Source organism: Pseudomonas sp. 15A4 (genome assembly GCF_016925575.1).
Lineage (GTDB): Bacteria > Pseudomonadota > Gammaproteobacteria > Pseudomonadales > Pseudomonadaceae > Aquipseudomonas.
In genome coordinates this window covers 1266432-1289570 of sequence record NZ_CP068986.1, presented here as the reverse complement: position 1 = coordinate 1289570, position 23139 = coordinate 1266432, and the positions used below count along the sequence as shown (strand labels likewise).

Genomic DNA, 23139 nt, shown 5'->3' with positions numbered 1-23139 from the left:
ACGGCTTACTGAATCTCGTCCGGCTTGACGATCACCCAGTTCTTGTCCGCCGTGACCGGCAAGCCCTCTTTGGCCTGAGCCTCGGCGTTGGTCTTCATCATGCCGTTGAGCTGGGTCATGTACTTGTCCTTGCGATTAACCCACAGATGAACGCCGCCTTTGCTGACGTCGACGCTGTGGAACAGCATGTATCCGTCGCTGGTGGGCGTATCGCCGCCCACCAATACCGGTTTTTTCCACTGATCGATGTAGGTCAGAATTGCCGCCTGCTTGCCGGCCATCCAGGTCGCCGGGGTCCACAGGTAAGGCGTCAGCTCAAGGCCGAGGTTGGCTTTCTCGTCGTATTTGCCGGCGGTGATCTGCTTGCGCGCGGTGGTCAGTTCGCCTGTCTCGCGGTTCTTCAGCAGCGTGGTCACGCCAATGACGTTCTGCGGCTTCACGTTGTAGCCGTATTTAGGATCAGCGGCGACCATGCGGACCAGCTCTTCTGATGCCGCCGTCATGACATAGACCTCGATGCCGTTCTCCATCAGCTTGTTGTACAGCTCGGCCTGGCCGGTGAAGACCTTGGGCGGCTGCACTTCGATGGTCTTGACTACATCGCCTTCGTAATACGTGCTCGGCACGGGTTTGCCCGAGGCCATCAGTTCGTCGACGTAGCCTTTAAGTTCTTTGAGGGTGAAGCCGGAAAACACTTGCGCAACCCACGGATAGCAGACCATGTCTTCGATTTCGCAGAGTCGGTAGTAGTAACTGAACAGGCTTTCCTTGTGGTCGGCGGTGTCCTTGAACGGGATGAGCTTGAGGGAAGGATCGAGTGTGTCGCGGGTGATCAGCCCTTTGTTTTCCATGAACGGCAGCAGTGACTCCTCCAGGTCGTAGCGGTAGCTGGTGTTGTCCATGTCGAAAACGGCGAAATTACCTTTGTTGGCGTTCGCCGCAATCATGGCGTTGAGCTGCTTGGCGGCAGGCGCAGGCCAGTGGGTCAGCTCGGTGGCGAGTGCCTGTCCGACCAGGCCCAGGCACAGCGCGGTGGCCAATAATTTTGGTACGAATTTCATGGTGATCCCCTCCCATTTTTTGGTTCGAGGAGGACCGTAACAAAAAGCCATGACTGTTTCGATGCGTCAGCGACAGCGTCCGTCTTGCTGGCGTCACCCAGATCGCCATTCGCGACAGATGACATGAAAACGACGTTTTTGTGACAACGCTTGAGCTGCTTAAACTTGTGGGAGCGAGCTTGCTCGCGAATAGGCCGGCACATCCCCTAAATCTTCACCGGCTGAAATGCCATCTTCGTGAGCAATCTCACTCCCACAGTTGGTCGCATTCCCCTGTAGGAGTGAGCTTGCTCGCGAGAGCGATATCAGGCCCGCTCCCAAACCTCGAAACGGTACGCAGGCTTGTCGTCCAGCGCCGGGTTTGGCGTGTCGGAAACCAGTGTCCACTGCGCCAGATCGAATTCCGGAAACCACGCGTCTCCTTCGGGGCTCAGCGCCACGCGGGTAAGGTATAGGCGGTCAGCATGCTCGAGCGCCTGGCCGTAAAGCTGCGCGCCGCCGATCAGCATCACTTCACTGACGCCCTGCTCGGCCGCCCACTCTTCGGCGCGTTCCACTGCCGCCTCCAGAGAGGTGAACACTTCCGCGCCTTCAAGCTGCAAATTCTGCTGACGCGTGACCACCAGATTCAACCGGCCCGGCAGCGGACGGCCCAGAGAATCCCAGGTCTTGCGACCCATGATGATCGGCTTGCCCAGCGTGGTCGCTTTGAAGTATTTGAAATCGCCCGGCAGGTGCCAGGGCATTGAATTGTCGATGCCGATGACCCGGTTTTCAGCGAGTGCGGCAATCATGCTCAGGGGGAGATGTTTTTTCATGACGCGAGGATATCAGAGGCCGCCCCCTGATTCCTTCCCCGGAGTGCGAGCCGAATGACCATCGCCCGGAAGGCCCCTATCGCGAGCAAGCTCACTCCTACAATGGCCGCAGATGGCGGAAAATTGCGAACGACGAACCTGTAGGAGTGAGCTTGCTCGCGATGGCGGTTGTCCAAACAACGCGAACCCTTGGCAATGCGCGATCGCAGCCACACCGGTTATGCTCACCCACGACTTTACCGACGAGACGCCGCGTGACTGCACTGACTCCCCTAGATGAACTCTGGCTGACCGAAGCCGTGCGGCTGCGTGAAGAACACGCCGGCGCGCTCGAAGACGAAGAAGCCAATCGCCGCGCACGCGCCGCTGCGGGCGACTTGCAAACCCGGATTAAACACCGCGCCCTGTGGCTTGCCGAGCGCGACGGCATGCTCAAGGCGCTGCATCACTGGAAACAGGGCGCGCGCCTGGCGTTGATCGTGCTGGCGGTGTTCGCGGTGGTCAGCGGCGCCGGCCTGGCTTTCGCGGCATTGGGCGACGGACGGACGCCCGTCAATGTGTTCTGGGCGCTGGGCAGCCTGCTCGGGCTTAACCTGGTTCTGCTGACAAGTTGGGCCATCGGCGTGCTCGTTGTCGGGGAAAATACTGCCGGCCTTGGTCGACTCTGGCTGTGGCTGAGCGAGAAACTGGCGCGGGATGCCCAGGCAGCGCAGCTCGCGCCGGCGTTGATATTGCTGCTGCAACGCAAGCGTCTGAACCGATGGGTGCTGGGCATCTGCGTCAACGGCCTGTGGCTGATCGCCCTGCTTAGCGCACTGACCCTGCTGCTGTTGCTCATGGCGACGCGGCGCTACGGCTTCGTCTGGGAAACGACCATTCTGGGCAGTGACACCTTTGTCAGCCTGACCCGAGGCCTGGGGGCGATTCCGTCGTTGCTGGGCTTCAGCGTCCCGACTGAATCAATGATCCGCGCCAGCGGCGACACTGCGCTCGCCATCGAAAACGCCCGTCAGGCCTGGGCCGGATGGCTGGTCGGCGTGCTGGTGGTGTTCGGTATTGTGCCGCGTCTGCTGCTGACGATGCTGTGTTACCTGCGTTGGCGCGTGGGTCGACAAGGGTTGGCGCTGGATCTGAATCACCCCGGCTTCGTCGAACTGCGCGAGCGTTTGATGCCCAGCAGCGAACGGCTGGGCATAAACGATGCAGCGCCTCCCGAGCTTCACGCGGTAACCTCCGGTCCGTCGGCGAACGAAAGCCAGGGCGCAGTGCTGGTCGCCATCGAGCTGGACAATCAGCAGCCATGGCCGCCCGCGCTTCCTGACAGCGTGGTCAATGCCGGGATTCTCGACTCCCGGGAGTCACGGCGTACGCTGCTGGACCAACTAACACGCTATCCCCCGCACGCCTTGCCATCGCCTGCGACCCACGTCGCTCGCCGGATCGCGGCAGCCTGTCGTTGATTGCCGAACTCGCGCGCTGCGCGACCGCGACGCGCATCTGGCTGTTGGCCGCCCCCACCGGACAGGCGCTGGATGCCGACCGATTGGAGGATTGGCACATGGCGCTGCAGCAGCTTGAACTGCACTGGACAGACAGTGCGCCGATGACCTGGCTGGAGAGCGGGCATGACTGATAAGGACGCAATGCGGCCGCTGAAACTGGCCGTGGTTGGCCACACCAACGTCGGCAAAACCTCGCTGTTGCGCACGCTCACCCGCGATGTCGGTTTCGGCGAAGTCTCCCACCGCCCGAGCACCACCCGGCACGTCGAAGGCGCGCGGTTGTCGGTGGATGGCGAGGCGCTGCTGGAGCTGTACGACACGCCCGGCCTGGAAGACGCCATCGCCCTGCTGGATTACCTCGAGCGGCTGGACCGACCCGGCGAACGGCTCGATGGCCCGGCGCGGCTCGGGCGCTTTCTGGAGGGCAGCGAGGCGCGCCAGCGTTTCGAACAAGAGGCCAAAGTCCTTCGTCAGTTACTCGCCTCCGACGCCGGCCTGTACGTGATCGACGCACGGGAGCCGGTGCTTGCCAAGTACCGCGACGAGCTTGCCGTGCTCGCCAGTTGCGGCAAACCCTTGCTGCCCGTGCTCAATTTTGTCAGCAGTGCGCAGCAGCGCGAACCGGACTGGCGTGAAGCGCTGGCGCGTCTTGGCCTGCATGCGCTGGTGCGTTTCGACAGCGTCGCCCCGCCCGAAGATGGCGAACGCCGCCTGTATGAAAGCCTCGCCCTGTTGCTGGAAACCTCACGGGGCAGGCTGGAGCGTCTCATCGCAGACCAACAGGCCCAGCGTGAAGCCCGCAAGCAGAGCGCAGCCAGGCTGATCTCCGAACTGTTGCTGGACTGCGCAGCCTGCCGCCGAAGTGTGGCCACCGATTCCGGTCAGGTCCAGGCGGCGATCGATGACCTGCGCAAGGCCGTGCGCCAGCGCGAACAACGCTGCGTCGAGTCGCTGCTCAAGCTCTACGCCTTTCGTCGCGAAGACGCCTCGGCCAGCGATTTACCCTTGATGGATGGCCGCTGGGGCGATGATCTGTTCAATCCCGAAACCCTGAAATTGCTGGGCGTACGTGTGGGTGGCGGTATCGCTGCGGGCGCGGCGGCAGGTGCTGGCGTGGATTTACTGGTCGGCGGCATCACGCTGGGCGCTGCGGCACTGGTCGGCGCGATTGCCGGCGGCGCCCTGCAAACAGCGCGAAGTTACGGTGGGCGGCTGATGGACAAATTCAAGGGTCAGCGCGAACTGACTGTTGACGACGCCGTGCTGCGACTGCTGGCGCTGCGCCAACGGCAACTGTTGCAAGCGCTGGAAGTGCGCGGCCATGCCGCGATGGACAGCATCAAACTGACTGCCCCGCTGGACAAGACCTGGCGCGAAGGCAAGCTGCCGGAGGCGCTGCACAAGGCGCGGGCGCATCCGCAATGGTCGTCGCTGAATCCAGGGGCAAAGCTGAACCAGACGGAGCGGCAGGAGCAGGTCGAGGCATTGGCCAAGACAGTGCTGGTCTGAAATGGGCAGCGGCGATGATCTACCGATCAGCAGCCGACAGTCGCTTCAATCATTTTGCGATAGGGGAATTGCGCGCGGACCGGTATGATCGCGCGCCCGATACACCCGGAAGCACACGCGCATGAAACCCACCTTGATCGCCGCTGCAGAACTCGACCGCATCGAGACCTGGCAGAAATATTCCAGCTACATGTGCGGAGGCTGCGTTTCCAGTTGCTGCACGCTGCCTGTGGAAGTGAAGATCAAGGACCTGATCCGCATCGGCATCGTCGACGAGTTCGAACAGGGCGATAACCCGAAGAACATCGCCAAGCGGTTGCAGAAGGACGGGATCGTCGAACGCTTCAATCAGAAATCCGGGATCTTTACCCTCCAGCGCATGAGCAACAACGACTGCCTGTACCTGGATCGCAAGAGCCGGCTGTGCACCATCTATGACAAACGCCCCGACACCTGCCGCAACCACCCGAAGATCGGCCCGCGTCCAGGTTATTGCGCGTACAAGCCGAAAGAAGTCGTGCGCGAAAGCACCGGCACGCTGAACTCGAACTCCGGCCGGGTGCCATTGAAGTTCTAAGCCGTCTATAAAGGCGCGCAGACTTTAGTGGGACCGGCTTTAGCCGGGAAGAGGCCGGATTGAGCGACATCGCCCTCACAGCATCGACATCGACTATCCCAAACCCTAGACAAACAAAAACGCCCCCGGCCTTTCGACCGGGGGCGTTTTCGTTCAGCCGGGGCTAGTTACGCCTTGGCTTTCTTGGCAGCACGGGTACGCTCGCCTTCGTCGAGGATCTTCTTGCGAAGACGGATCGACTTAGGGGTGACTTCGCACAGCTCGTCGTCCTGGATGAATTCCAGAGCCTGTTCCAGAGTGAAGCGAACAGGTGGAACCAGAGCGATGGTTTCGTCTTTGCCCGAAGCACGCATGTTGTCGAGCTTCTTGCCTTTGGTTGGGTTCACACCCATGTCGTTGTCGCGGCTGTTCAAGCCAACGATCTGACCGTTGTAGATCTCCTGACCGTGCTCGACGAACAGCTTGCCGCGCGCCTGCAGGGTTTCCAGGGAGTAGGTCAGTGCCTTACCGGTTTCAACCGATACCAGAACGCCGTTCTGACGGCCGGACATGTCGCCGGACTTCATGGTGTCGTAGCGGTCGAAGATCGAGGTCAGGATGCCAGCACCGTTGGTCAGGGTCAGGAACTGGTTACGGAAACCAATCAGGCCACGAGCAGGGATGTTGTATTCCAGACGCACACGGCCTTTGCCATCCGGCACCATGTTGGTCAGGTCGCCTTTACGCAGACCCATCTCTTCCATGACCTTGCCCTGGGATTCTTCCGGGGTATCAATGGTCACGTTTTCAAACGGTTCCTGCTTCACGCCGTCTACCTGACGGATGATCACTTCAGGACGACCGACACCCATTTCGAAGCCTTCGCGACGCATGGTTTCGATCAGTACCGACAAGTGCAGCTCACCACGGCCCGAGACCTTGAACTTGTCAGCCGAGTCGCCTTCTTCAACGCGCAGAGCAACGTTGTACAGCAGCTCTTTGTCCAGACGCTCCTTGATGTTACGGGAGGTCACGAACTTGCCTTCTTTACCGCAGAACGGCGAATCGTTGACCTGGAAGGTCATCGAAACGGTTGGCTCGTCAACGGTCAGCGGCTTCATCGCTTCAACTGCGTCCGGGTGGCACAGCGTGTCGGAGATGAACAGCGAATCCATACCGCTGATGCAGACGATGTCGCCAGCGGCGGCTTCTTCTACGTCGATGCGGTGCAGACCGTGGTGACCCATCAGCTTCAGGATACGGCCGTTGCGGCGCTTGCCGTCAGCACCGATCGCGACAACCGGAGTGTTCGGCTTGACGCGGCCACGAGCGATACGGCCAACACCGATGACGCCCAGGAAGCTGTTGTAGTCCAGAGCCGAGATCTGCATCTGGAACGGACCGTCACGGTCAACCTTTGGCGCAGGGACGTTGTCGACGATCGACTGGTACAGCGGGGTCATGTCTTCAGCCATGTCGGTGTGATCCAGACCGGCAATACCGTTCAGGGCCGAGGCGTAGACGACTTTGAAGTCCAGCTGTTCTTCGGTGGCACCGAGGTTGTCGAACAGGTCGAAGATCTGGTCCAGAACCCAGTCCGGACGCGCGCCTGGACGGTCAACCTTGTTGATGCACACGATCGGACGCAGGCCGGCTTCGAAAGCCTTCTTGGTCACGAAACGGGTTTGCGGCATAGGGCCGTCTTGGGCGTCGACCAGCAGCAGAACGGAGTCAACCATCGACATCACGCGCTCTACTTCACCACCGAAGTCGGCGTGGCCCGGGGTGTCAACGATGTTGATGTGGTAGCCATTCCAGTTGATCGCGGTGTTCTTCGCGAGAATGGTAATACCGCGCTCTTTTTCCTGGTCGTTGGAGTCCATCACGCGTTCGTCGTTGAGCTCGTTGCGCTCAAGGGTGCCGGACTGGCGCAGAAGCTTGTCGACGAGGGTAGTTTTACCGTGGTCAACGTGAGCAATGATGGCGATGTTGCGTAGATTTTCGATCACTTGTGTATCTCGATCAGAGGATTCGGTCAGCTGTCTGATTGTAGGCAGCTATGAACGGTAGAGCCGGCGAAAGCCGTTACGGCTGACGACTGGTGTCGGGGGGCCGGTGACGCAAGCCACAGGCAAACAGCCCCGGGCACTTAGCTCGGTCGATAAACGCGCACATTGGCATGCCCCTCACTGAGCAGATGATGAGCATGCAGGCGACTCATGACGCCTTTGTCGCAATAGAGCAGGTACTGGCGCGTGTCATCCAGTTCCTTGAAACGGCTGTTCAATGCAAAGAACGGCAGCGTTTGTACTTCAACGCCAGTCAGCGCCAGCGGGCGGTCTTCTGCTTCATCCGGGTGACGGATGTCGATGACCACTTGCCCGGCCAGCGCCTGACTGACTTCTTCAATCTGAACGTCCTGACCCAACTCCTCGATCACGCGGTCGATGGGTACCAGACGAGCGTTTTCGAGCGCACGCTCGAGCACGGCCATGTCGAACGATTTTTCTTCGTGCTCGACCCGATTGCGCTTGGCGGCGGTCTTCGGGTTCACCGAAATCACACCGCAGTATTCGGGCATGTGCCGGGCAAAATCGCCGGTGCCGATCTGATCGGCCAGGTCGATGATGTCCTGCTTGTGACTGGCGATCAGCGGTCGCAGGACCAGCTTCTCCGTCACGCAATCGATGACCGACAGGTTGGGCAGCGTCTGGCTGGACACCTGGGAAATCGCCTCGCCGGTGACCAGCGCGTCGATTTCCAGCCGGTCGGCAATGTTGGTCGCAGCGCGCAACATCATACGCTTCAATACTACGCCCATATGACTGTTATCGACTTTTCCGAGAATTTCTCCCAGAACTTCCTCGAACGGTACGCTGACGAACAGCACCCGCTGGGAACTGCCGTACTTCTTCCAGATGAAGTGCGCGACTTCCATCACGCCCAGCTCGTGGGCACGTCCGCCCAGATTGAAGAAGCAGAAATGGCTCATCAGGCCGCGACGCATGATCTGGTAGGCCGCCACGGTGGAGTCAAAACCACCGGACATCAGGATCAGGGTCTGTTCAAGCGAACCCAGCGGATAACCGCCGATGCCGTTGTGCTGGCTGTGAATCACGAACAGGCGCTGGTCGCGAATCTCGATTCTGACTTCGACTTCCGGCGCCTTCAGCGAGATACCAGCGGCGTTGCACTCACGGCGCAATTTACTACCGACGTACTTCTCGACGTCCATGGAGCTGAAGTCGTGATGGCCCGCCCGCTTGCAGCGAACCCCGAATATCTTGCCGGGGAGCGCGTCGCCGAAGTGCAGTTTGCACTTCTCATAGATGTCGTCCATGTCGCCCAGCGGATACTGGTCCACCTGCAGAAAGTGCGTGATGCCGGGCATGCAGCTGAGCCGCTCGGTCATTTCGCGCAGGACTTTGGCATCCTCGACCCTGGTTTCGACCTCAAGGTTGTCCCACACGCCATCCACCACCAACGCCGGGTCCAGGTCGCGGAGCACCGTACGGATGTTCTTGGCCAGCTGTTTGATGAAGCGCTTTCGCACAGGCCGGCTTTTGATAGTGATTTCTGGGAAGACTTTGACGATTAATTTCATGAAAACAGCGCGCTAGGTCCCGGTCGAAAAAGGGGGCGCGGATTATAGCGGAAATTGCTCAAGGTTTAACCAGTTATCGTACGGTCAATCGTCCACGCACCAAAACGGCCCTGTATACAATTACTTGGCACCATAAGAGTGCGCCGGTTTTCGAATATGCGACGTTTACCGCGCTTGAAGGCAGGTATTCCCGCCGAAAACCCAACACAGGGCACTGGCATGCAAATTGCTCCCTTGTGAGGCAGGTTGCCTTGGTCGAGTATCGCGCCCGGCATCACCCAAATTGAAGGGCTCACTACTACTCAGGCCCTAATCCACCCCGGAGGACAGCATGTCGAAGTCGGTTCAACTCATCAAAGATCATGACGTTAAGTGGATTGATCTGCGCTTCACGGACACCAAAGGCACTCAGCACCACGTGACCATGCCGGCCCGCGATGCGCTGGAAGACGACTTCTTCGAAGTCGGCAAAATGTTCGACGGTTCCTCCATCTCGGGCTGGAAAGGCATCGAAGCCTCCGACATGATCCTGCTGCCGGACGACGAAACCGCAGTGCTGGATCCGTTCACCGAAGAGCCTACCCTGATCCTGGTGTGCGACATCATCGAACCTTCGACCATGCAAGGTTACGATCGCGACCCACGCGCCATCGCTCACCGCGCCGAGGAATACCTGAAGTCGACCGGTATCGGTGACACCGTATTCGCCGGCCCTGAGCCAGAATTCTTCATCTTCGACGAAGTGAAGTTCAAGTCCGATATCTCCGGCTCCATGTTCAAGATTTACTCCGAACAAGGTTCATGGATGTCCGACGCGGACATCGAAGGCGGTAACAAGGGCCACCGTCCAGGCATCAAAGGCGGCTACTTCCCGGTTCCACCGTTCGACCACGACCACGAAATCCGCACCGCAATGTGCAACGCTCTGGAAGAAATGGGCCAGGTCGTCGAAGTTCACCACCACGAAGTGGCAACCGCTGGCCAGAACGAAATCGGCGTGAAATTCAACACGCTGGTTAAGAAGGCCGACGAAGTTCAGACCCTGAAGTACGTCGTGCACAACGTTGCCGACGCTTACGGCCGCACCGCTACTTTCATGCCAAAGCCTCTGTACGGCGATAACGGTTCGGGCATGCACGTTCACATGTCCATCTCCAAAGATGGCAAGAACACCTTCGCTGGCGAAGGTTATGCCGGCCTGTCCGACACCGCTCTGTACTTCATCGGCGGCATCATCAAGCACGGTAAGGCCCTGAACGGCTTCACCAACCCGGCAACCAACTCGTACAAGCGTCTGGTTCCAGGTTTCGAAGCGCCGGTCATGCTGGCTTATTCGGCTCGCAACCGTTCGGCTTCGATCCGTATTCCTTACGTCAACAGCCCTAAAGGCCGTCGTATCGAAGCACGTTTCCCGGACCCGGCAGCCAACCCGTACCTGGCCTTCGCTGCACTGTTGATGGCTGGCCTGGACGGCATCCAGAACAAGATCCACCCTGGCGATGCGGCTGACAAAAACCTGTATGACCTGCCGCCTGAAGAGGCGAAAGAGATCCCACAAGTGTGCGGCAGCCTGAAAGAAGCCCTGGAAGAGCTGGACAAAGGTCGTGCGTTCCTGACCAAAGGCGGCGTATTCAGCGACGACTTCATCGACGCTTACATCGCGTTGAAATCCGAAGAAGAAATCAAAGTGCGCACCTTCGTGCACCCACTGGAATACGAGCTGTACTACAGCTGCTGATCCAGTCGCGCCGGCGAAAGCCGCGTGAACAAGAGGCCTCCTTCGGGAGGCCTTTTTTGTGCCTGGTTTTTACTGCGTGGTACATATACACATGTAACGCATTCGAGCCGACCTTCTCGGGCAATATGCTCAGCACTGCAGCACTGCCAAACGGTGAATCTGTGCCTGGCCCGTTGCGGGCGACGATCACTCATGCGAGAACAGACAACCATGCTCAAGTCATTTCACATAACCGCTCTGGCAATGGCCCTGTTTGCGCCATGCCTCAATGCAGCATCCGCTCAGCAGCCTCCCGCGCAACTCCAGCCGCTTATTGCGGCCATGGAGCAAAGGCTGGAAATCGCCAATGACGTGGCGCGCAGCAAATGGCACAGCGGCAAGCCGGTGCAGGACAGTGAGCGCGAGCGCCAGGTGATCCAGAACGCCGAATCTCGGGCGGGTGAATTCAAGCTGGCCCCCGACGATACACGCGAGTTCATGACCGCCCAGATGGAAGCCAACAAGATGGTGCAATACGCGCGCATCGAGCAGTGGCGTGAAACCGGCCACTCCCCGGAGAAGCCCGAATCCGGCCTCACCGACGGCATCCGGGGTCGGCTGGATACGCTGATGCCGGTGTTGATGCAAAGCTATTCGGCGTTTCAGCCTTACCGCAACGATGCCAAGTGCTCGGGTTGGGTGCAGTCGGAAATCCAGCGACAGGCAAGCGATCCGGTCATTGTGACCGCGCTGCAACGGGCGGCAGGCGAGCTCTGCCGGATCACGGCAACCCAGTAAGCAGGCACGCAGATCCGCTTCTCAACTGACACCGTCGATCAGTATTCCTCTATGCTGATCTTGTGCCGCGCCCTGCATTGAGCGCGGCACCATTGTTGGTTGTCCTGATCGCTGCACTGGAGTGTTCATGCGTCAATGTCTCGCCTTTCTGCTGCTGGTGTTCGCACTGCCCGCTGCCGCGCAGATCTACAAGTACACCGATGCCTCCGGGAACACGGCGTACAGCAACCAGCCGCCGAACGGTACCAAAGCCGAAACTGTCGAGTTGCCGCCACTCAACAGTGTCGAGACCGTTGTGCCTGCCGCGCCGCCGCCACTGCCCGAGAACCAGAACCAGAACCAGCAAAGCGCCGCTGCCTATCAGGTGCTCGCGCTGAAAGACCTGCCGGAGGACGAAGCACTTCGTGCCAACAACGGCTCGTTTACTGTTGGCGTTGCCATAGAGCCTCGTTTGCAGCCCGGGCACTTATTGCAGTTGATGGTGGACGGCGCGCCCTACGGCCAGCCCACCAACATTCCGCGACTGCAGGTCGTGGAGCTTGACCGGGGCGAACACAGCCTTTCGGTTCAGGTGCTGGAAAACCAGCGTTCAATCCAGCAAAGCGAGACGGTCAACCTGACAGTGCAGCGAGTCCATGTCGGCCGACCTTAAACACTTTCGCCGGTTGGCCATTGCCCTATGCCTGCTGTTCGGCGTGAGTCAGTCCGTCCTCGCCCAGGTGTATACCTACATCGATGCGGACGGTAATCGGGTCTTCACCGATCAACCTCACCGCAATGCGAAGAAGGTCGAGATAGCGCCAACCAACCGGGTCGATCAGCCTACGAAGGCGCCCAGTCGGGCATCCAAAGCGAAGCCAGCGGCGAGTCCGATCTTTCATTATCAGTTGCTGCGCATACTGGCGCCGGAACCCGACAGCACGATCCGCGACATTGAAGGCAATCTGAACGTCACCGTCAGCAATGATCCCGAGTTGCAGCCGGATCACTTGTACAGGTTACTGCTCGATAGCAAGCCCTACGGCGAACCGACGCGCAGCCCGGTTTTCCCGCTGAAGAACATTGACCGCGGCACTCACCAGCTGTCCGTAGAGATCATCGATCAATACGGGCGGGTGCTGGAGCGAACCCCCAATCAGCCCTTCCATCTGGTCCGCATTTCTCTGGCTCAGAAACGACTCGCGCAGCCCTGCAAAACCGATGATTACGGCGTGCGCCCCGAATGCCCCATCAAGGACAAACCGGAAGAAAAATCGAGCTTCTTTCCCTTTTTCCGTTAATCCTGCCTGACCAGGTATGCTCCAATGTGGTGCGCGGGCTGGACAAGCTCGCGCACAAAAAGCCCATTTTGGTTCAGCATTCAGAAATCCATGCACTGTCGCCGGGCCTGTCTTCCGAAAAACGCTCGCAATTTCTCAATCCGCGCTTCTTTTCGGAGCCTTGGTTTGGTTTTTGCATTTTGTAATGAATGCGCGAGCACATCACAGGTTTCAGCGGTTTCCAAGCGCTGGCAAAGACCAATCAGAGCCTGCACCCACGGCCTAGCCCGTGTGCATAAAGCCAAAAGAGGTCACCGGGATTCATGACTATCAGCGATGCGTTGCATCGGTTGTTACTCGACAACCTGACCACTGCCACGATTCTGCTCAACTCGGACCTGCGTCTGGAGTACATGAACCCTGCCGCTGAGATGCTGCTGGCCATCAGCGGTCAGCGCAGCCACGGACAATTCATCAGCGAACTGTTCACCGAATCTGCAGAAGCGCTCAGTTCGCTTCGTCAGGCAGTGGAACAGGCACACCCGTTTACGAAACGTGAAGCGATGCTGACCGCGCTGACCGGCCAGACGCTGACGGTCGATTACGCCGTCACGCCGATTCTTTCCCAGGCCGAGACCATGCTGCTGCTGGAAGTCCATCCCCGTGATCGCTTGCTGCGGATCACCAAGGAAGAGGCTCAGCTGTCCAAGCAGGAAACCACCAAAATGCTGGTGCGTGGCCTGGCCCATGAAATCAAGAACCCCCTCGGCGGGATTCGCGGCGCCGCGCAGTTGCTGGCACGTGAGCTGCCAGAAGAGAGCCTCAAGGACTACACCAACGTCATCATCGAAGAAGCCGACCGTCTGCGTAATCTGGTCGACCGCATGCTGGGCTCGAACAAGCTGCCGATGCTGGCGATGACCAACGTGCATGAAGTGCTCGAACGCGTGTGCAGCCTGGTAGAAGCCGAGAGCCAGGGATGCATCACCATCGTGCGCGACTACGATCCAAGCATTCCGGATGTGCTGATCGACCGCGAGCAGATGATTCAGGCGGTGCTCAACATTGTTCGCAACGCCATGCAGGCCATCAGCAGCCAGAACGAACTGCGCCTGGGCCGCATCAGCCTGCGCACGCGCGCCATGCGCCAGTTCACCATCGGCCACGTGCGCCACCGTCTGGTCAGCAAGATCGAAATCATCGACAACGGCCCCGGCATTCCGCCGGAGCTGCAAGAAACCATTTTTTATCCCATGGTCAGTGGCCGTCCGGATGGCACCGGGCTGGGCCTTGCCATTACCCAGAACATCATCAGTCAGCACCAGGGGCTGATCGAGTGTGATAGCCACCCTGGCCATACAACATTCTCGATCTTCCTGCCGCTGGAACAAGGAGCAGCGTCGACATGAGCCGTAGTGAAACTGTCTGGATCGTCGATGACGACCGTTCCATCCGCTGGGTACTGGAGAAAGCCCTGCAACAAGAGGGCATGACCACGCAAAGTTTCGACAGCGCCGACGGCGTGATGAGCCGCCTGGCCCGCCAGCAACCGGATGTGATCATTTCCGACATCCGCATGCCCGGCGCCAGCGGCCTGGATTTGCTGGCACGTATTCGCGAACAGCATCCGCGCCTGCCGGTCATCATCATGACTGCGCACTCGGACCTCGACAGCGCCGTGGCGTCCTATCAGGGCGGGGCGTTCGAATACCTGCCCAAGCCGTTCGACGTTGACGAAGCCGTTTCGCTGGTCAAGCGTGCCAATCAGCACGCTCAGGAGCAGCAAGGCCTGGCCGTTCCACCAGCGTTGACCCGCACGCCGGAAATCATCGGCGAAGCGCCGGCGATGCAGGAAGTGTTTCGCGCCATTGGCCGCTTGAGCCACTCCAACATCACCGTGCTGATCAACGGTGAGTCCGGGACCGGTAAAGAGTTGGTTGCCCACGCCCTGCACCGCCACAGCCCGCGTTCGGTGTCGCCATTCATTGCACTGAACATGGCCGCGATTCCGAAAGATCTGATGGAATCCGAACTGTTCGGCCACGAAAAAGGCGCGTTCACTGGCGCGGCCAACCTGCGGCGCGGCCGTTTCGAACAAGCCGACGGCGGCACTCTGTTTCTCGATGAAATCGGCGACATGCCGGCCGACACCCAAACCCGACTGCTGCGCGTACTGGCCGACGGAGAGTTCTACCGGGTCGGCGGCCACGTGCCGGTCAAAGTCGACGTGCGCATCATCGCGGCGACGCACCAGAATCTGGAAACGCTGGTTCAGGCCGGCAAGTTCCGCGAGGATTTGTTCCACCGCCTGAACGTGATCCGCATCCACATCCCGCGCATGTCCGACCGTCGCGAAGACATCCCGACACTGGCGCGTCACTTCCTCAGCCGCGCTGCGCAGGAACTGGCAGTTGAGCCGAAGCTGCTGAAGGCGGAAACCGAGGAATACCTCAAGCATTTGCCGTGGCCGGGCAACGTCCGTCAGCTGGAAAACACCTGCCGCTGGATTACGGTGATGGCGTCGGGCCGAGAAGTGCATGTCAGCGATTTGCCGCCCGAACTGCTGAGCCTGCCCCAGGACGCCGCGCCAGTGACCAACTGGGAACAAGCGCTGCGCCAATGGGCCGATCAAGCACTGGCCCGTGGCCAATCCAGCCTGCTGGACAGTGCTGTACCGACGTTCGAACGCATCATGATCGAGACCGCGCTCAAGCACACCGCCGGCCGGCGTCGCGATGCCGCCGTGCTGCTGGGCTGGGGCCGCAATACCTTGACCCGCAAGATCAAGGAGCTGGGCATGAAGATCGATGGCGGGGATGACGACGAGGGGGATGAAAGCTGATCTCACTGTCATTTGTGACAGTTTACGCAGTACCGCAACAGTGATTAGCTCCTGACGTCTCGACCACTGAGACAGGGAGCTCAATCACGTGAACCGATTCTGGCAATACGCCCTTCGATGGGGCATCGGCCAACGAATTAAACGCCGGCAAATCAGAACTCAAGCGCGCCTGGTCGACTATTCGCTCGTCGAAATGGCCGCATTGCTGCGTACTGGTGAACTGACGTCCCAACAAATCACCCTCGCCTATCTTGAGCGGATTGATCAGCTCAATGGTCCGTTGGAAACCTACAACGACAATGGCGGCTATAACGCCTTTGTGCGTATTGATCGCGAGCAGGCGCTCGCCCAATCACAAGACGCTGACGCATGGATCAACAATCCGGACGATCCGCGTGGCATCGCACCGATGCTTTGCGGAATACCCGTTGGCGTCAAGGACTCCATAGGCATCGTCGGCCTTGAGAGCAAGAATGGCGCACCGGAATTCAGTACCAATTTCGCACTTCGCAATGCCACCGCCGTCGCCCGGTTGCGCGCTGCGGGGGCTGTCGTGCTGGGGCATACCATTTGCTCACGCTTCTCAGGCAGCACCGTCGGTGATTTCGGGTGTAACGCTTGGGATGTGGACAAAGTGCCCGGTGGCTCCAGCTCCGGATCCGCTATAGCCCCGATCGCTCGGCTGTGTGTCGCAACGCTGGGTGAGGAAACCGGCGGCTCCATGATCATTCCGGCCGCTGCCAACGGTGCCAGCGCCATCAAGCCGTCGCTGGGCTACGTATCGACCGGCGGCGTGATGCCGTTGCGCATAGGTTGGGATGTGGTCGGTCCGATGGCACGTTCAGTACAGGACGCGGCTCATCTCCTGGCCGCGATACAAGGCCCCGATCCCATTGGCGATCCGCAGACGCTGTATACGCCGCTGCCGTTTCCACAGATGCCGACTACACCACGTCCGGGAGAAACCCCGCTGGCGGGACTTACGATCGGCGTGCCACAGACTGACTGGATGTCTGCCTCAGACGCTCCTCCGGGACACACTTACGACCCCGACCATGGACTGGCGTTTGAGCGCTTCAAACAGCAGTTGCAGCAGCTCGGCGCAAGAGTGCTCGACTTTGAGGGAGTGAACATGGCCGATGAGGCGAACTGCCTTTATTACGCAGGCCCCGTCCTATGGACGATTGAACACCTCGATATACGTGTCACGCCAGCAATGGCGACGACTTACTGCCAGCAATACGAAGCAAATTACTGGCAAGCCGTCGAAGACTTTGCCGCCGGCCGACCCAACGAGGACAAGGAAACACTTTTGCGCTACTACGGCACGGCGTTCACCCACCCTGTCATAGAGCAGATGCCGTGCTCAGTGCGAATAGAAGCGGAGCAGCGACGTCGCGAACAGATGGCTTTATGGCAAGACGCTCTGGATGAAGCGGGCGTGGATTTCATGGTAGTCATGCCATTGGGCGCGCATGTAGGGTTTCGATTGGGACTGGGCGAGCCTTCCGGATTGCAGAATCAACGACGCTATTACGATCTGCCCAATGCATTGGGATGGCCGATGGTGACTTTTCCCATCGACCATGGGACTACCGGCATCACCAGACCGTTGCCGGTGAACGCCGCGTTCTGGGGACCACGCTTCAGCGATGCATGTCTGGTTCAGGCGGCCTTGGACTATCAGCACCATTATCCCGAGTACCACCAACAGGCACCCGATGATCCTCAGCTCCGAGCGCCTGCCACGCTTGCACAGCCCCACTGGCCAGTCACCCGCGAAAACTCGACAGATCCACTGGTCAGAGAAGGCAGTCTGCGACCATGAAGAGCGATCCGACGGCTCAACTGCCCTTCTTCGTCATCGCCTGGCGCCCAGCCAGCGCTCCAGCACAATTGGTAACGGATCGATGCGAGCCTTATCTGACAGTGAACTGGCGTGCACCGCTGGGGGCGGTGAGCTATACCCGCCCCCAGCGAAGTGAGCCGTTTACTCCGCTGAAGACGGCTTCTCCCACAGATTGATCCCGCCTTCCAGCGCGAACCGGTCGATCTCGGCCAGTTCTTCCTGACTGAATTCCAGATTGTCGAGGGCGCCGACGTTCTCGACGATCTGCTCCGGGCGGCTCGCACCGATCAGCGCGGAGGTGACGCGCGGATCGCGCAGTGTCCAGGCCAGTGCCATCTGCGCCAGGCTCTGACCACGACGCTTGGCGATCTCGTTCAGCGCGCGCACGTGCTCGATGTTCTGTTCCGATAAGTGCCCCGCCTGTAACGAGCCGCCGCCGGGACGGTTGACCCGTGCGTCTTTTGGAATGCCGTTCAGGTATTTGTCCGAGAGCAGTCCCTGGGCCAGTGCGGTGAACGCGATAACCCCCGAGCCGAGTTCTTCAGTGGTGTCCAACAGGTCTTTTTCGACCCAGCGATTGAGCAGGTTATAGGCCGGCTGGTGAATCAGCAGCGGCACTTTCCACTCTTTCAGCAAGCCGGCGATTTCGCGGGTCTTGGCGCCCGAATACGACGAAATCCCGATATACAGCGCTTTGCCCTGCTGTACAGCCGTCGCCAGCGCGCTGGCGGTTTCTTCCAGCGGGGTGTCCGGGTCGAAGCGGTGGGAATAGAAAATATCGACGTAGTCCAGTCCCATGCGCTGCAGGCTTTGGTCGAGGCTGGCGAGCACGTACTTGCGTGACCCGCCGCCCTGACCGTAAGGCCCCGGCCACATGTCCCAGCCGGCTTTGCTGGAAATGATCAGCTCGTCGCGGTACTGCTTGAAGTCTTCCTTGAGCAGGCGACCAAAGTTGATTTCGGCACTGCCGTAGGGCGGGCCATAGTTGTTGGCGAGGTCGAAGTGATTGATACCCAAATCGAAGGCCGTGCGCAGCATCGCACGCTGGGTGTCGATCGGGGTGCTGTCACCGAAGTTGTGCCACAGACCCATGGAGAGCGCTGGCAACACCAGGCCACTGCGGCCTACGCGACGATAGGGAATGCGTTCATAACGGTTCTCGGCAGCGATGTAAGTCATCCGGTCCTCTCTTTCTTGTATGGAAGTCAGGTCACAAAACGAACCTGCGAGATTACTCGGATTTCTCTGCGGCGAGGGGGTTCAAGAGAGTGGACGAACGCTTCGCTTCAGCGCTGACAGATAGCCAGGGCCATCGCATTGTTCGCTGCAGCAGAACAATGAATGCGCTTCTGCGGCGTTTATCAGCGCGGTCTGCCATGTGAAGCTGCACTCACTCTCAATGAAGCGGAGACTCACCATGACGCAGCCCACTCCACACATCCCCCGTCCGGTCGCCATCGTCACCGGCGCCTCCCGTGGTATCGGCGCGGAAATCGCCCGGCGCTTGAGCCACGACGGTTTCGCGGTGGTCGTGAATTACGCCAGCAGCGCGGCAGAAGCCGACGCCCTGGTTGCGCAGCTCAATGCCGATGGCGGTCAGGCCATCGCGATCAAAGCCGACGTTGCCAATGCTAACGAAGTCCGCGCGTTGTTCGAGCAAACCGAGACGCACTTGGGCAAGGTGGATGTGTTGGTTAATAACGCAGGCGTAATGAAGGCGTTGCCGCTGGCAGAGACCAGCGACGAGCAGTTCGATCAGGCGTTCAACATCAACACCCGAGGCACCTTCAACACCTTGCGCGAGGCAGGCGCGCGGATGAACGACGGCGGCCGCATCATTAACTTCTCCACCACTGCACTGGCGCTGAACCTGCCGGGTTACGCGATCTATAACGCAACCAAGGCGGCCGTCGAGGCCTTCACCCATGTGTTCGCTAAAGAGCTGCGCGGGCGGAATATCACGGTGAATGCGGTCGCGCCGGGGCCGGTAGCCACCGAACTGTTCCTGCACGGCAAGAGCGAGGAGCAAATTCAGCACTTCGCCAGCATGCCGCCGTTGCAACGCCTGGGACAGCCGGACGATATCGCCAGCGTCGTGTCGTTTCTTGCCGGCCCGGATTCAGGCTGGGTGAATGGGCAGGTGCTGCGGGCCAATGGTGGCTTGGCGTAAAAAACCAGACTGCAGAAACGCGCGTGCCCGCGAAGATTTCGTGTCAGTCCCGGTTAGGGGACCGACACGACGCCATCGCGGGCACGCGTGCTCCTGGAAAACAACCAGCCTCAACGCACCAGGTGCAGGAACTGCATATGGCGCTCGTACTGGTCGAGAATGTCGTTGATGACCTGTTCCTTGGTATAGCCCACCAGGTCGTAGTCCTGACTGCCCTCGCTCAGGTGCACTTCAGCGCGGTAATACCGGCGGTTGTTGAGCTGTTTCGAGCCCATGCCGCCGCGTGCGAAGGACGGCGTGAAGTAGCCACGCATGGTCACCTGGTACACGAACGGACGCTCTTCACCGTGGCCGATTTCCAGGCCCACTGTGTCATTGGCCGGATCCGGCTGAGTCACGACGGTCAGTCCTTTCTCGACAAACACTGCCGTGACTTCTTCAATCGCCGGGCGCACGGTCTGGTCGAGGAAGCGGTAAACCTCATCACGGGACGGGAACGCCACGGCCTGGGTCAGGCGCTGACGCCAGCCGCCACGCCGGGATCCGGAGACCGGTGCCAGTGAGTACAGCTGAGCGATCTGGCGCTGGGACTCCATGTAGAACGCTTTGTGCAGCCCCCACATCATCAGCAGCAGAATCAGCGAGAACGGCAGTGAGGTCAGCACCACCGCAGACTTCAGCGCATCGATGCTGCCCGAGAACAGCAAGCCGCTGGTGATCAAAGCAGTCATCACGCCCCAGAACACCCGCAGCCATTTCGGGCCGTCTTCGTCCGGGCTGCCGCCTTTGGCGGAGAGCGTCGACAGCACCACGGTGCCGGAGTCGGCCGACGTCACGAAGAACACGAAGCTGATGAACACCGTCACGGCAATGACCGTCCGGCTCCATGGGTACGTCTGCAGCATGAGATACAGCGTCATCGAAGGATCTTCGATGGCCGACTGGCCCAACGCAGCCATGCCGTGGTTCAGCACCAGGTCGATTGCGCTGTTACCGAAAATCGACATCCACGCCAGGGTGAAGCCCAGCGGGATCAGCAGCACGCCGCAAACGAATTCACGAATGGTGCGACCACGGGAGATGCGCGCGATGAACAGACCCACGAACGGCGACCATGCAATCCACCACGCCCAATAGAACACGGTCCAGCCGCCCAGCCAGTCACTTGGGCCATCGTACGCATACACGTCGAAGCTCTTGACCGGCAACGCGCCGAGGTAATCGCCAATGTTCTGCACCAGGGTATTGAGCAGGTGCTGCGTGGGTCCAGCGAACAGCACGAACAGCAGCAGCGCGCAAGCCAGCAGCATGTTGATGTCGGACATGACGCGCACGCCCTTGTCGACGCCCGCAATAGCCACCAGGATGGCTGCGCCCATCATCAGGGTGATCAAACCGACCTGAATCCACTGGGTGTGCGGCACGTTGAACAGGTAGTCCAGCCCGGAATTCAGGTGCAGTACGCCAAAGCCCATGTCGGCGCCGAGGCCGAAGATGGTGGCGATGATGCCGAAGCCGTCGACGGCGTAGCCGATCGGGCCATTGATGCGCTTGCCGATCAGCGGATACAGCGCTGAACGCAATGCCAGAGGCAGGTTATGGCGATAGGCGAAGTAGGCCAGCGCCATGCCGACGAAGGCGAACACGCCCCAACCGTGCAGGCCCCAATGCAGAAACAGCAGCTGCATGGCCTGACGTGCCGATTGGGTGGTCCCGCCCTCACCCTGGGGCGGCTGCAGCATATGGGTCAGCGGCTCGGACACGCAGAAGAAGAACAGCGTGATGCTGATCCCGGCGGCGAATAGCATGCCGGCCCAGGACAGGTAGCTGAACTCGGGTTCGTCGTGGTCAGCACCAAGCTTGATCTTGCCGTAGCCAGACAGCGCAGTGACCACAACGAACAGCAGATACAGGGTCATGGCCAGCATGTAGTACCAGCCAACGGTGTTGGCGGCCCAGTTCTGCGCGGCGAGCAACCAGGCGCCCGAGGCTTCCGGGAAGCCGATCACGACCAGTCCGAAGATCAGGATAAAGCTGGCGGCAAAGTAGAAAACAGGGCCGTTCATGCGAACAGCCGAGCTGTTTGGTGCGCTTGAATTATTCATATGAATACCGCCGCGCGGGCGAGGGGATCGATCATGGAACGTGAATGCGGCAAAGGTAGGCCTCCTGAGATCAGCGGGCAGCGAACCACCGGTTTAACTTGATTGAACGTTCAATTAAAGCACGAAAAGACAGCCAGAGACTAATGCACAGTGGCATGACGCTCACTCAGGCGAGGGTAGGACGGACGCCGAAAGCCTTTCGTCCCGTGGGTTCGGGAGGGTTTTCAAAGCACTGAATAAATTGCGGAGTGACACGCCGCCTTCCCGGCTAAAGCCGGTCCCACACGATGTACGCGATCGATCAGTGGGACCGGCTTCAGCCGGGAAGAGGCCAGCGTGCGCACCCTGAAATTTGCGATATGACGGGCTACTTCGGACAACCATCCTCGTGCTGCAGGCTCGCCTGATTGACGTTGCTGCCCGCCGGAACGCCGCGCGTCAGCCACACATTCCCGCCGATGGTCGAGCCCTTGCCGATGGTGATGCGCCCCAGAATCGTGGCACCGGCATAGATCACTACATCATCTTCGACGATCGGATGACGCGCATGTCCTTTGAGCAATTGCCCGTCTTCATCGGACGGGAAACGTTTGGCACCCAGCGTAACGGCCTGGTAGATGCGCACGCGCTCGCCGATGATGGCGGTCTCGCCGATAACCACGCCGGTCCCGTGGTCAATAAAGAAGCTCGGGCCGATCTGCGCACCCGGATGGATGTCGATGCCCGTTGCGGAATGGGCAAGTTCGGCGCTGATGCGCGCCAGCAAGGGCAAACCGTTGTGGTACAGGTGGTGGGCCAGACGATGGTGAATCACCGCCAAAATGCCCGGGTAGCACAGCAACACTTCATCGACACTGCGCGCGGCGGGGTCACCGTGGTACGCCGCCAGCACGTCGGTGTCGAGGATGCGGCGAATGGTCGGCAGCGCGCTGGCGAAATCCTGAATCAGCCGCTCCGCATGCACATCCGCGCAGCTGGCATCCTGGCCTTTCTGCCGGGCGGCGTAGCGCAATTCGAGCCGCGCCTGGTCGAGCAGCGAGTTCAACGCCACGTCGAGGGTGTAGCCGACGTAGAAGTCCTCGCTCTCTTCGCGCAGGTCCACCGGCCCCAGTCGCATTGGAAACAGCGCGCCGCACAGCGCATCGAGAATGTCGCGCATGGCCTCGCGCGAAGGCAGCTCGCGGCCGCCCTTCTCGCCGCTGATTCGGCCGTTGCTGGTACGCCAGTCATCACGCGCGGCGCGCAATTCACCCACAATCCGCTGCAATTGCCAGTGGCCGGTCACGCCCTCGGCGCAGGACTCCGGGGACAGGTCGGGAATAGTGCTCACGCAGATTTCTCCTCAATTC

General features: G+C 60.0%; 17 protein-coding genes and 1 pseudogene. 11 read left to right on the top strand and 7 right to left on the bottom strand.

Annotation, left to right across the window (positions count from 1 at the left end):
* Positions 1-5: 5 nt before the first annotated feature.
* On the bottom strand, positions 6-1061 hold the full coding sequence (locus JN403_RS05675) for a haloacid dehalogenase-like hydrolase (protein ID WP_205486033.1): 1056 nt from the start codon (positions 1059-1061) through the stop codon (positions 6-8).
* A gap of 305 nt (positions 1062-1366) precedes the next feature.
* Positions 1367-1879 (bottom strand): dihydrofolate reductase, encoded by a 513-nt coding sequence (locus JN403_RS05670; protein WP_205486031.1) that lies wholly within the window; start codon positions 1877-1879, stop codon positions 1367-1369.
* A gap of 254 nt (positions 1880-2133) precedes the next feature.
* Here JN403_RS05670 and JN403_RS05665 point away from each other — a divergent pair.
* The 3 genes and pseudogenes from JN403_RS05665 (at position 2134) to JN403_RS05655 (ending at position 5467) form a co-directional block, all read left to right on the top strand.
* Positions 2134-3512, top strand: a pseudogene (locus JN403_RS05665) (DUF2868 domain-containing protein).
* Positions 3513-3522: 10 nt separating this feature from the next.
* Positions 3523-4890 (top strand): GTPase/DUF3482 domain-containing protein, encoded by a 1368-nt coding sequence (locus JN403_RS05660; RefSeq protein WP_205487238.1) that lies wholly within the window; start codon positions 3523-3525, stop codon positions 4888-4890.
* A 121-nt stretch (positions 4891-5011) separates the two neighbouring features.
* The gene (locus JN403_RS05655; protein ID WP_074890161.1) at positions 5012-5467 is read left to right on the top strand and encodes a YkgJ family cysteine cluster protein; all 456 of its coding nucleotides are present in this window, start codon (positions 5012-5014) and stop codon (positions 5465-5467) included.
* 167 nt (positions 5468-5634) lie between these two features.
* Here JN403_RS05655 and typA read toward each other — a convergent pair whose 3' ends face one another.
* Both typA and thiI read right to left on the bottom strand, forming a co-directional pair.
* Positions 5635-7455: a translational GTPase TypA gene (gene typA / locus JN403_RS05650; protein ID WP_122536774.1), complete on the bottom strand. Its 1821-nt coding sequence runs from the start codon at positions 7453-7455 to the stop codon at positions 5635-5637.
* Positions 7456-7595: 140 nt separating this feature from the next.
* Positions 7596-9050, bottom strand: coding sequence for a tRNA uracil 4-sulfurtransferase ThiI (gene thiI, locus JN403_RS05645; protein WP_205486029.1), 1455 nt, complete (start codon positions 9048-9050; stop codon positions 7596-7598).
* 331 nt (positions 9051-9381) lie between these two features.
* Here thiI and glnA point away from each other — a divergent pair, with 331 nt between their 5' ends.
* The 7 genes from glnA to JN403_RS05610 all read left to right on the top strand — a co-directional run bounded on the left by glnA (position 9382) and on the right by JN403_RS05610 (position 17494).
* Complete coding sequence (gene glnA / locus JN403_RS05640) at positions 9382-10788, top strand: glutamate--ammonia ligase (RefSeq protein ID WP_037018763.1); 1407 nt, start codon at positions 9382-9384, stop codon at positions 10786-10788.
* A gap of 210 nt (positions 10789-10998) precedes the next feature.
* The gene (locus JN403_RS05635) at positions 10999-11565 is read left to right on the top strand and encodes a chorismate mutase (RefSeq protein ID WP_205486027.1); all 567 of its coding nucleotides are present in this window, start codon (positions 10999-11001) and stop codon (positions 11563-11565) included.
* A 127-nt stretch (positions 11566-11692) separates the two neighbouring features.
* On the top strand, positions 11693-12217 hold the full coding sequence (locus JN403_RS05630; RefSeq protein ID WP_205486025.1) for a DUF4124 domain-containing protein: 525 nt from the start codon (positions 11693-11695) through the stop codon (positions 12215-12217).
* Complete coding sequence (locus tag JN403_RS05625) at positions 12201-12845, top strand: DUF4124 domain-containing protein (RefSeq protein ID WP_205486022.1); 645 nt, start codon at positions 12201-12203, stop codon at positions 12843-12845. The genes JN403_RS05630 and JN403_RS05625 overlap by 17 nt, the downstream gene beginning before the upstream one ends.
* 302 nt (positions 12846-13147) lie before the next feature.
* Complete coding sequence (gene glnL, locus JN403_RS05620; RefSeq protein ID WP_074890143.1) at positions 13148-14233, top strand: nitrogen regulation protein NR(II); 1086 nt, start codon at positions 13148-13150, stop codon at positions 14231-14233.
* Positions 14230-15666, top strand: coding sequence for a nitrogen regulation protein NR(I) (gene ntrC, locus JN403_RS05615; RefSeq protein WP_122536769.1), 1437 nt, complete (start codon positions 14230-14232; stop codon positions 15664-15666). The genes glnL and ntrC overlap by 4 nt, the downstream gene beginning before the upstream one ends.
* 88 nt (positions 15667-15754) lie before the next feature.
* A complete protein-coding gene (locus JN403_RS05610) occupies positions 15755-17494 on the top strand; it encodes an amidase (RefSeq protein ID WP_205486020.1) in 1740 nt (579 codons plus the stop codon).
* A 162-nt stretch (positions 17495-17656) separates the two neighbouring features.
* On the opposite strand, the gene mgrA is transcribed toward JN403_RS05610, so the two are convergent.
* Positions 17657-18694 (bottom strand): L-glyceraldehyde 3-phosphate reductase, encoded by a 1038-nt coding sequence (gene mgrA, locus JN403_RS05605; RefSeq protein WP_205486018.1) that lies wholly within the window; start codon positions 18692-18694, stop codon positions 17657-17659.
* A gap of 238 nt (positions 18695-18932) precedes the next feature.
* On the opposite strand from mgrA, the gene JN403_RS05600 reads away from it, so the two are divergent.
* Positions 18933-19685, top strand: a complete 753-nt coding sequence (locus JN403_RS05600) for an SDR family oxidoreductase (RefSeq protein ID WP_205486016.1) — start codon at positions 18933-18935, stop codon at positions 19683-19685.
* 110 nt (positions 19686-19795) lie between these two features.
* On the opposite strand, the gene betT is transcribed toward JN403_RS05600, so the two are convergent.
* Positions 19796-21790 (bottom strand): choline transporter BetT, encoded by a 1995-nt coding sequence (betT, locus tag JN403_RS05595; protein WP_205486014.1) that lies wholly within the window; start codon positions 21788-21790, stop codon positions 19796-19798.
* A 367-nt stretch (positions 21791-22157) separates the two neighbouring features.
* Positions 22158-23111 (bottom strand): serine O-acetyltransferase EpsC, encoded by a 954-nt coding sequence (epsC, locus tag JN403_RS05590; RefSeq protein WP_065991374.1) that lies wholly within the window; start codon positions 23109-23111, stop codon positions 22158-22160.
* Positions 23112-23139 lie beyond the last annotated feature (28 nt).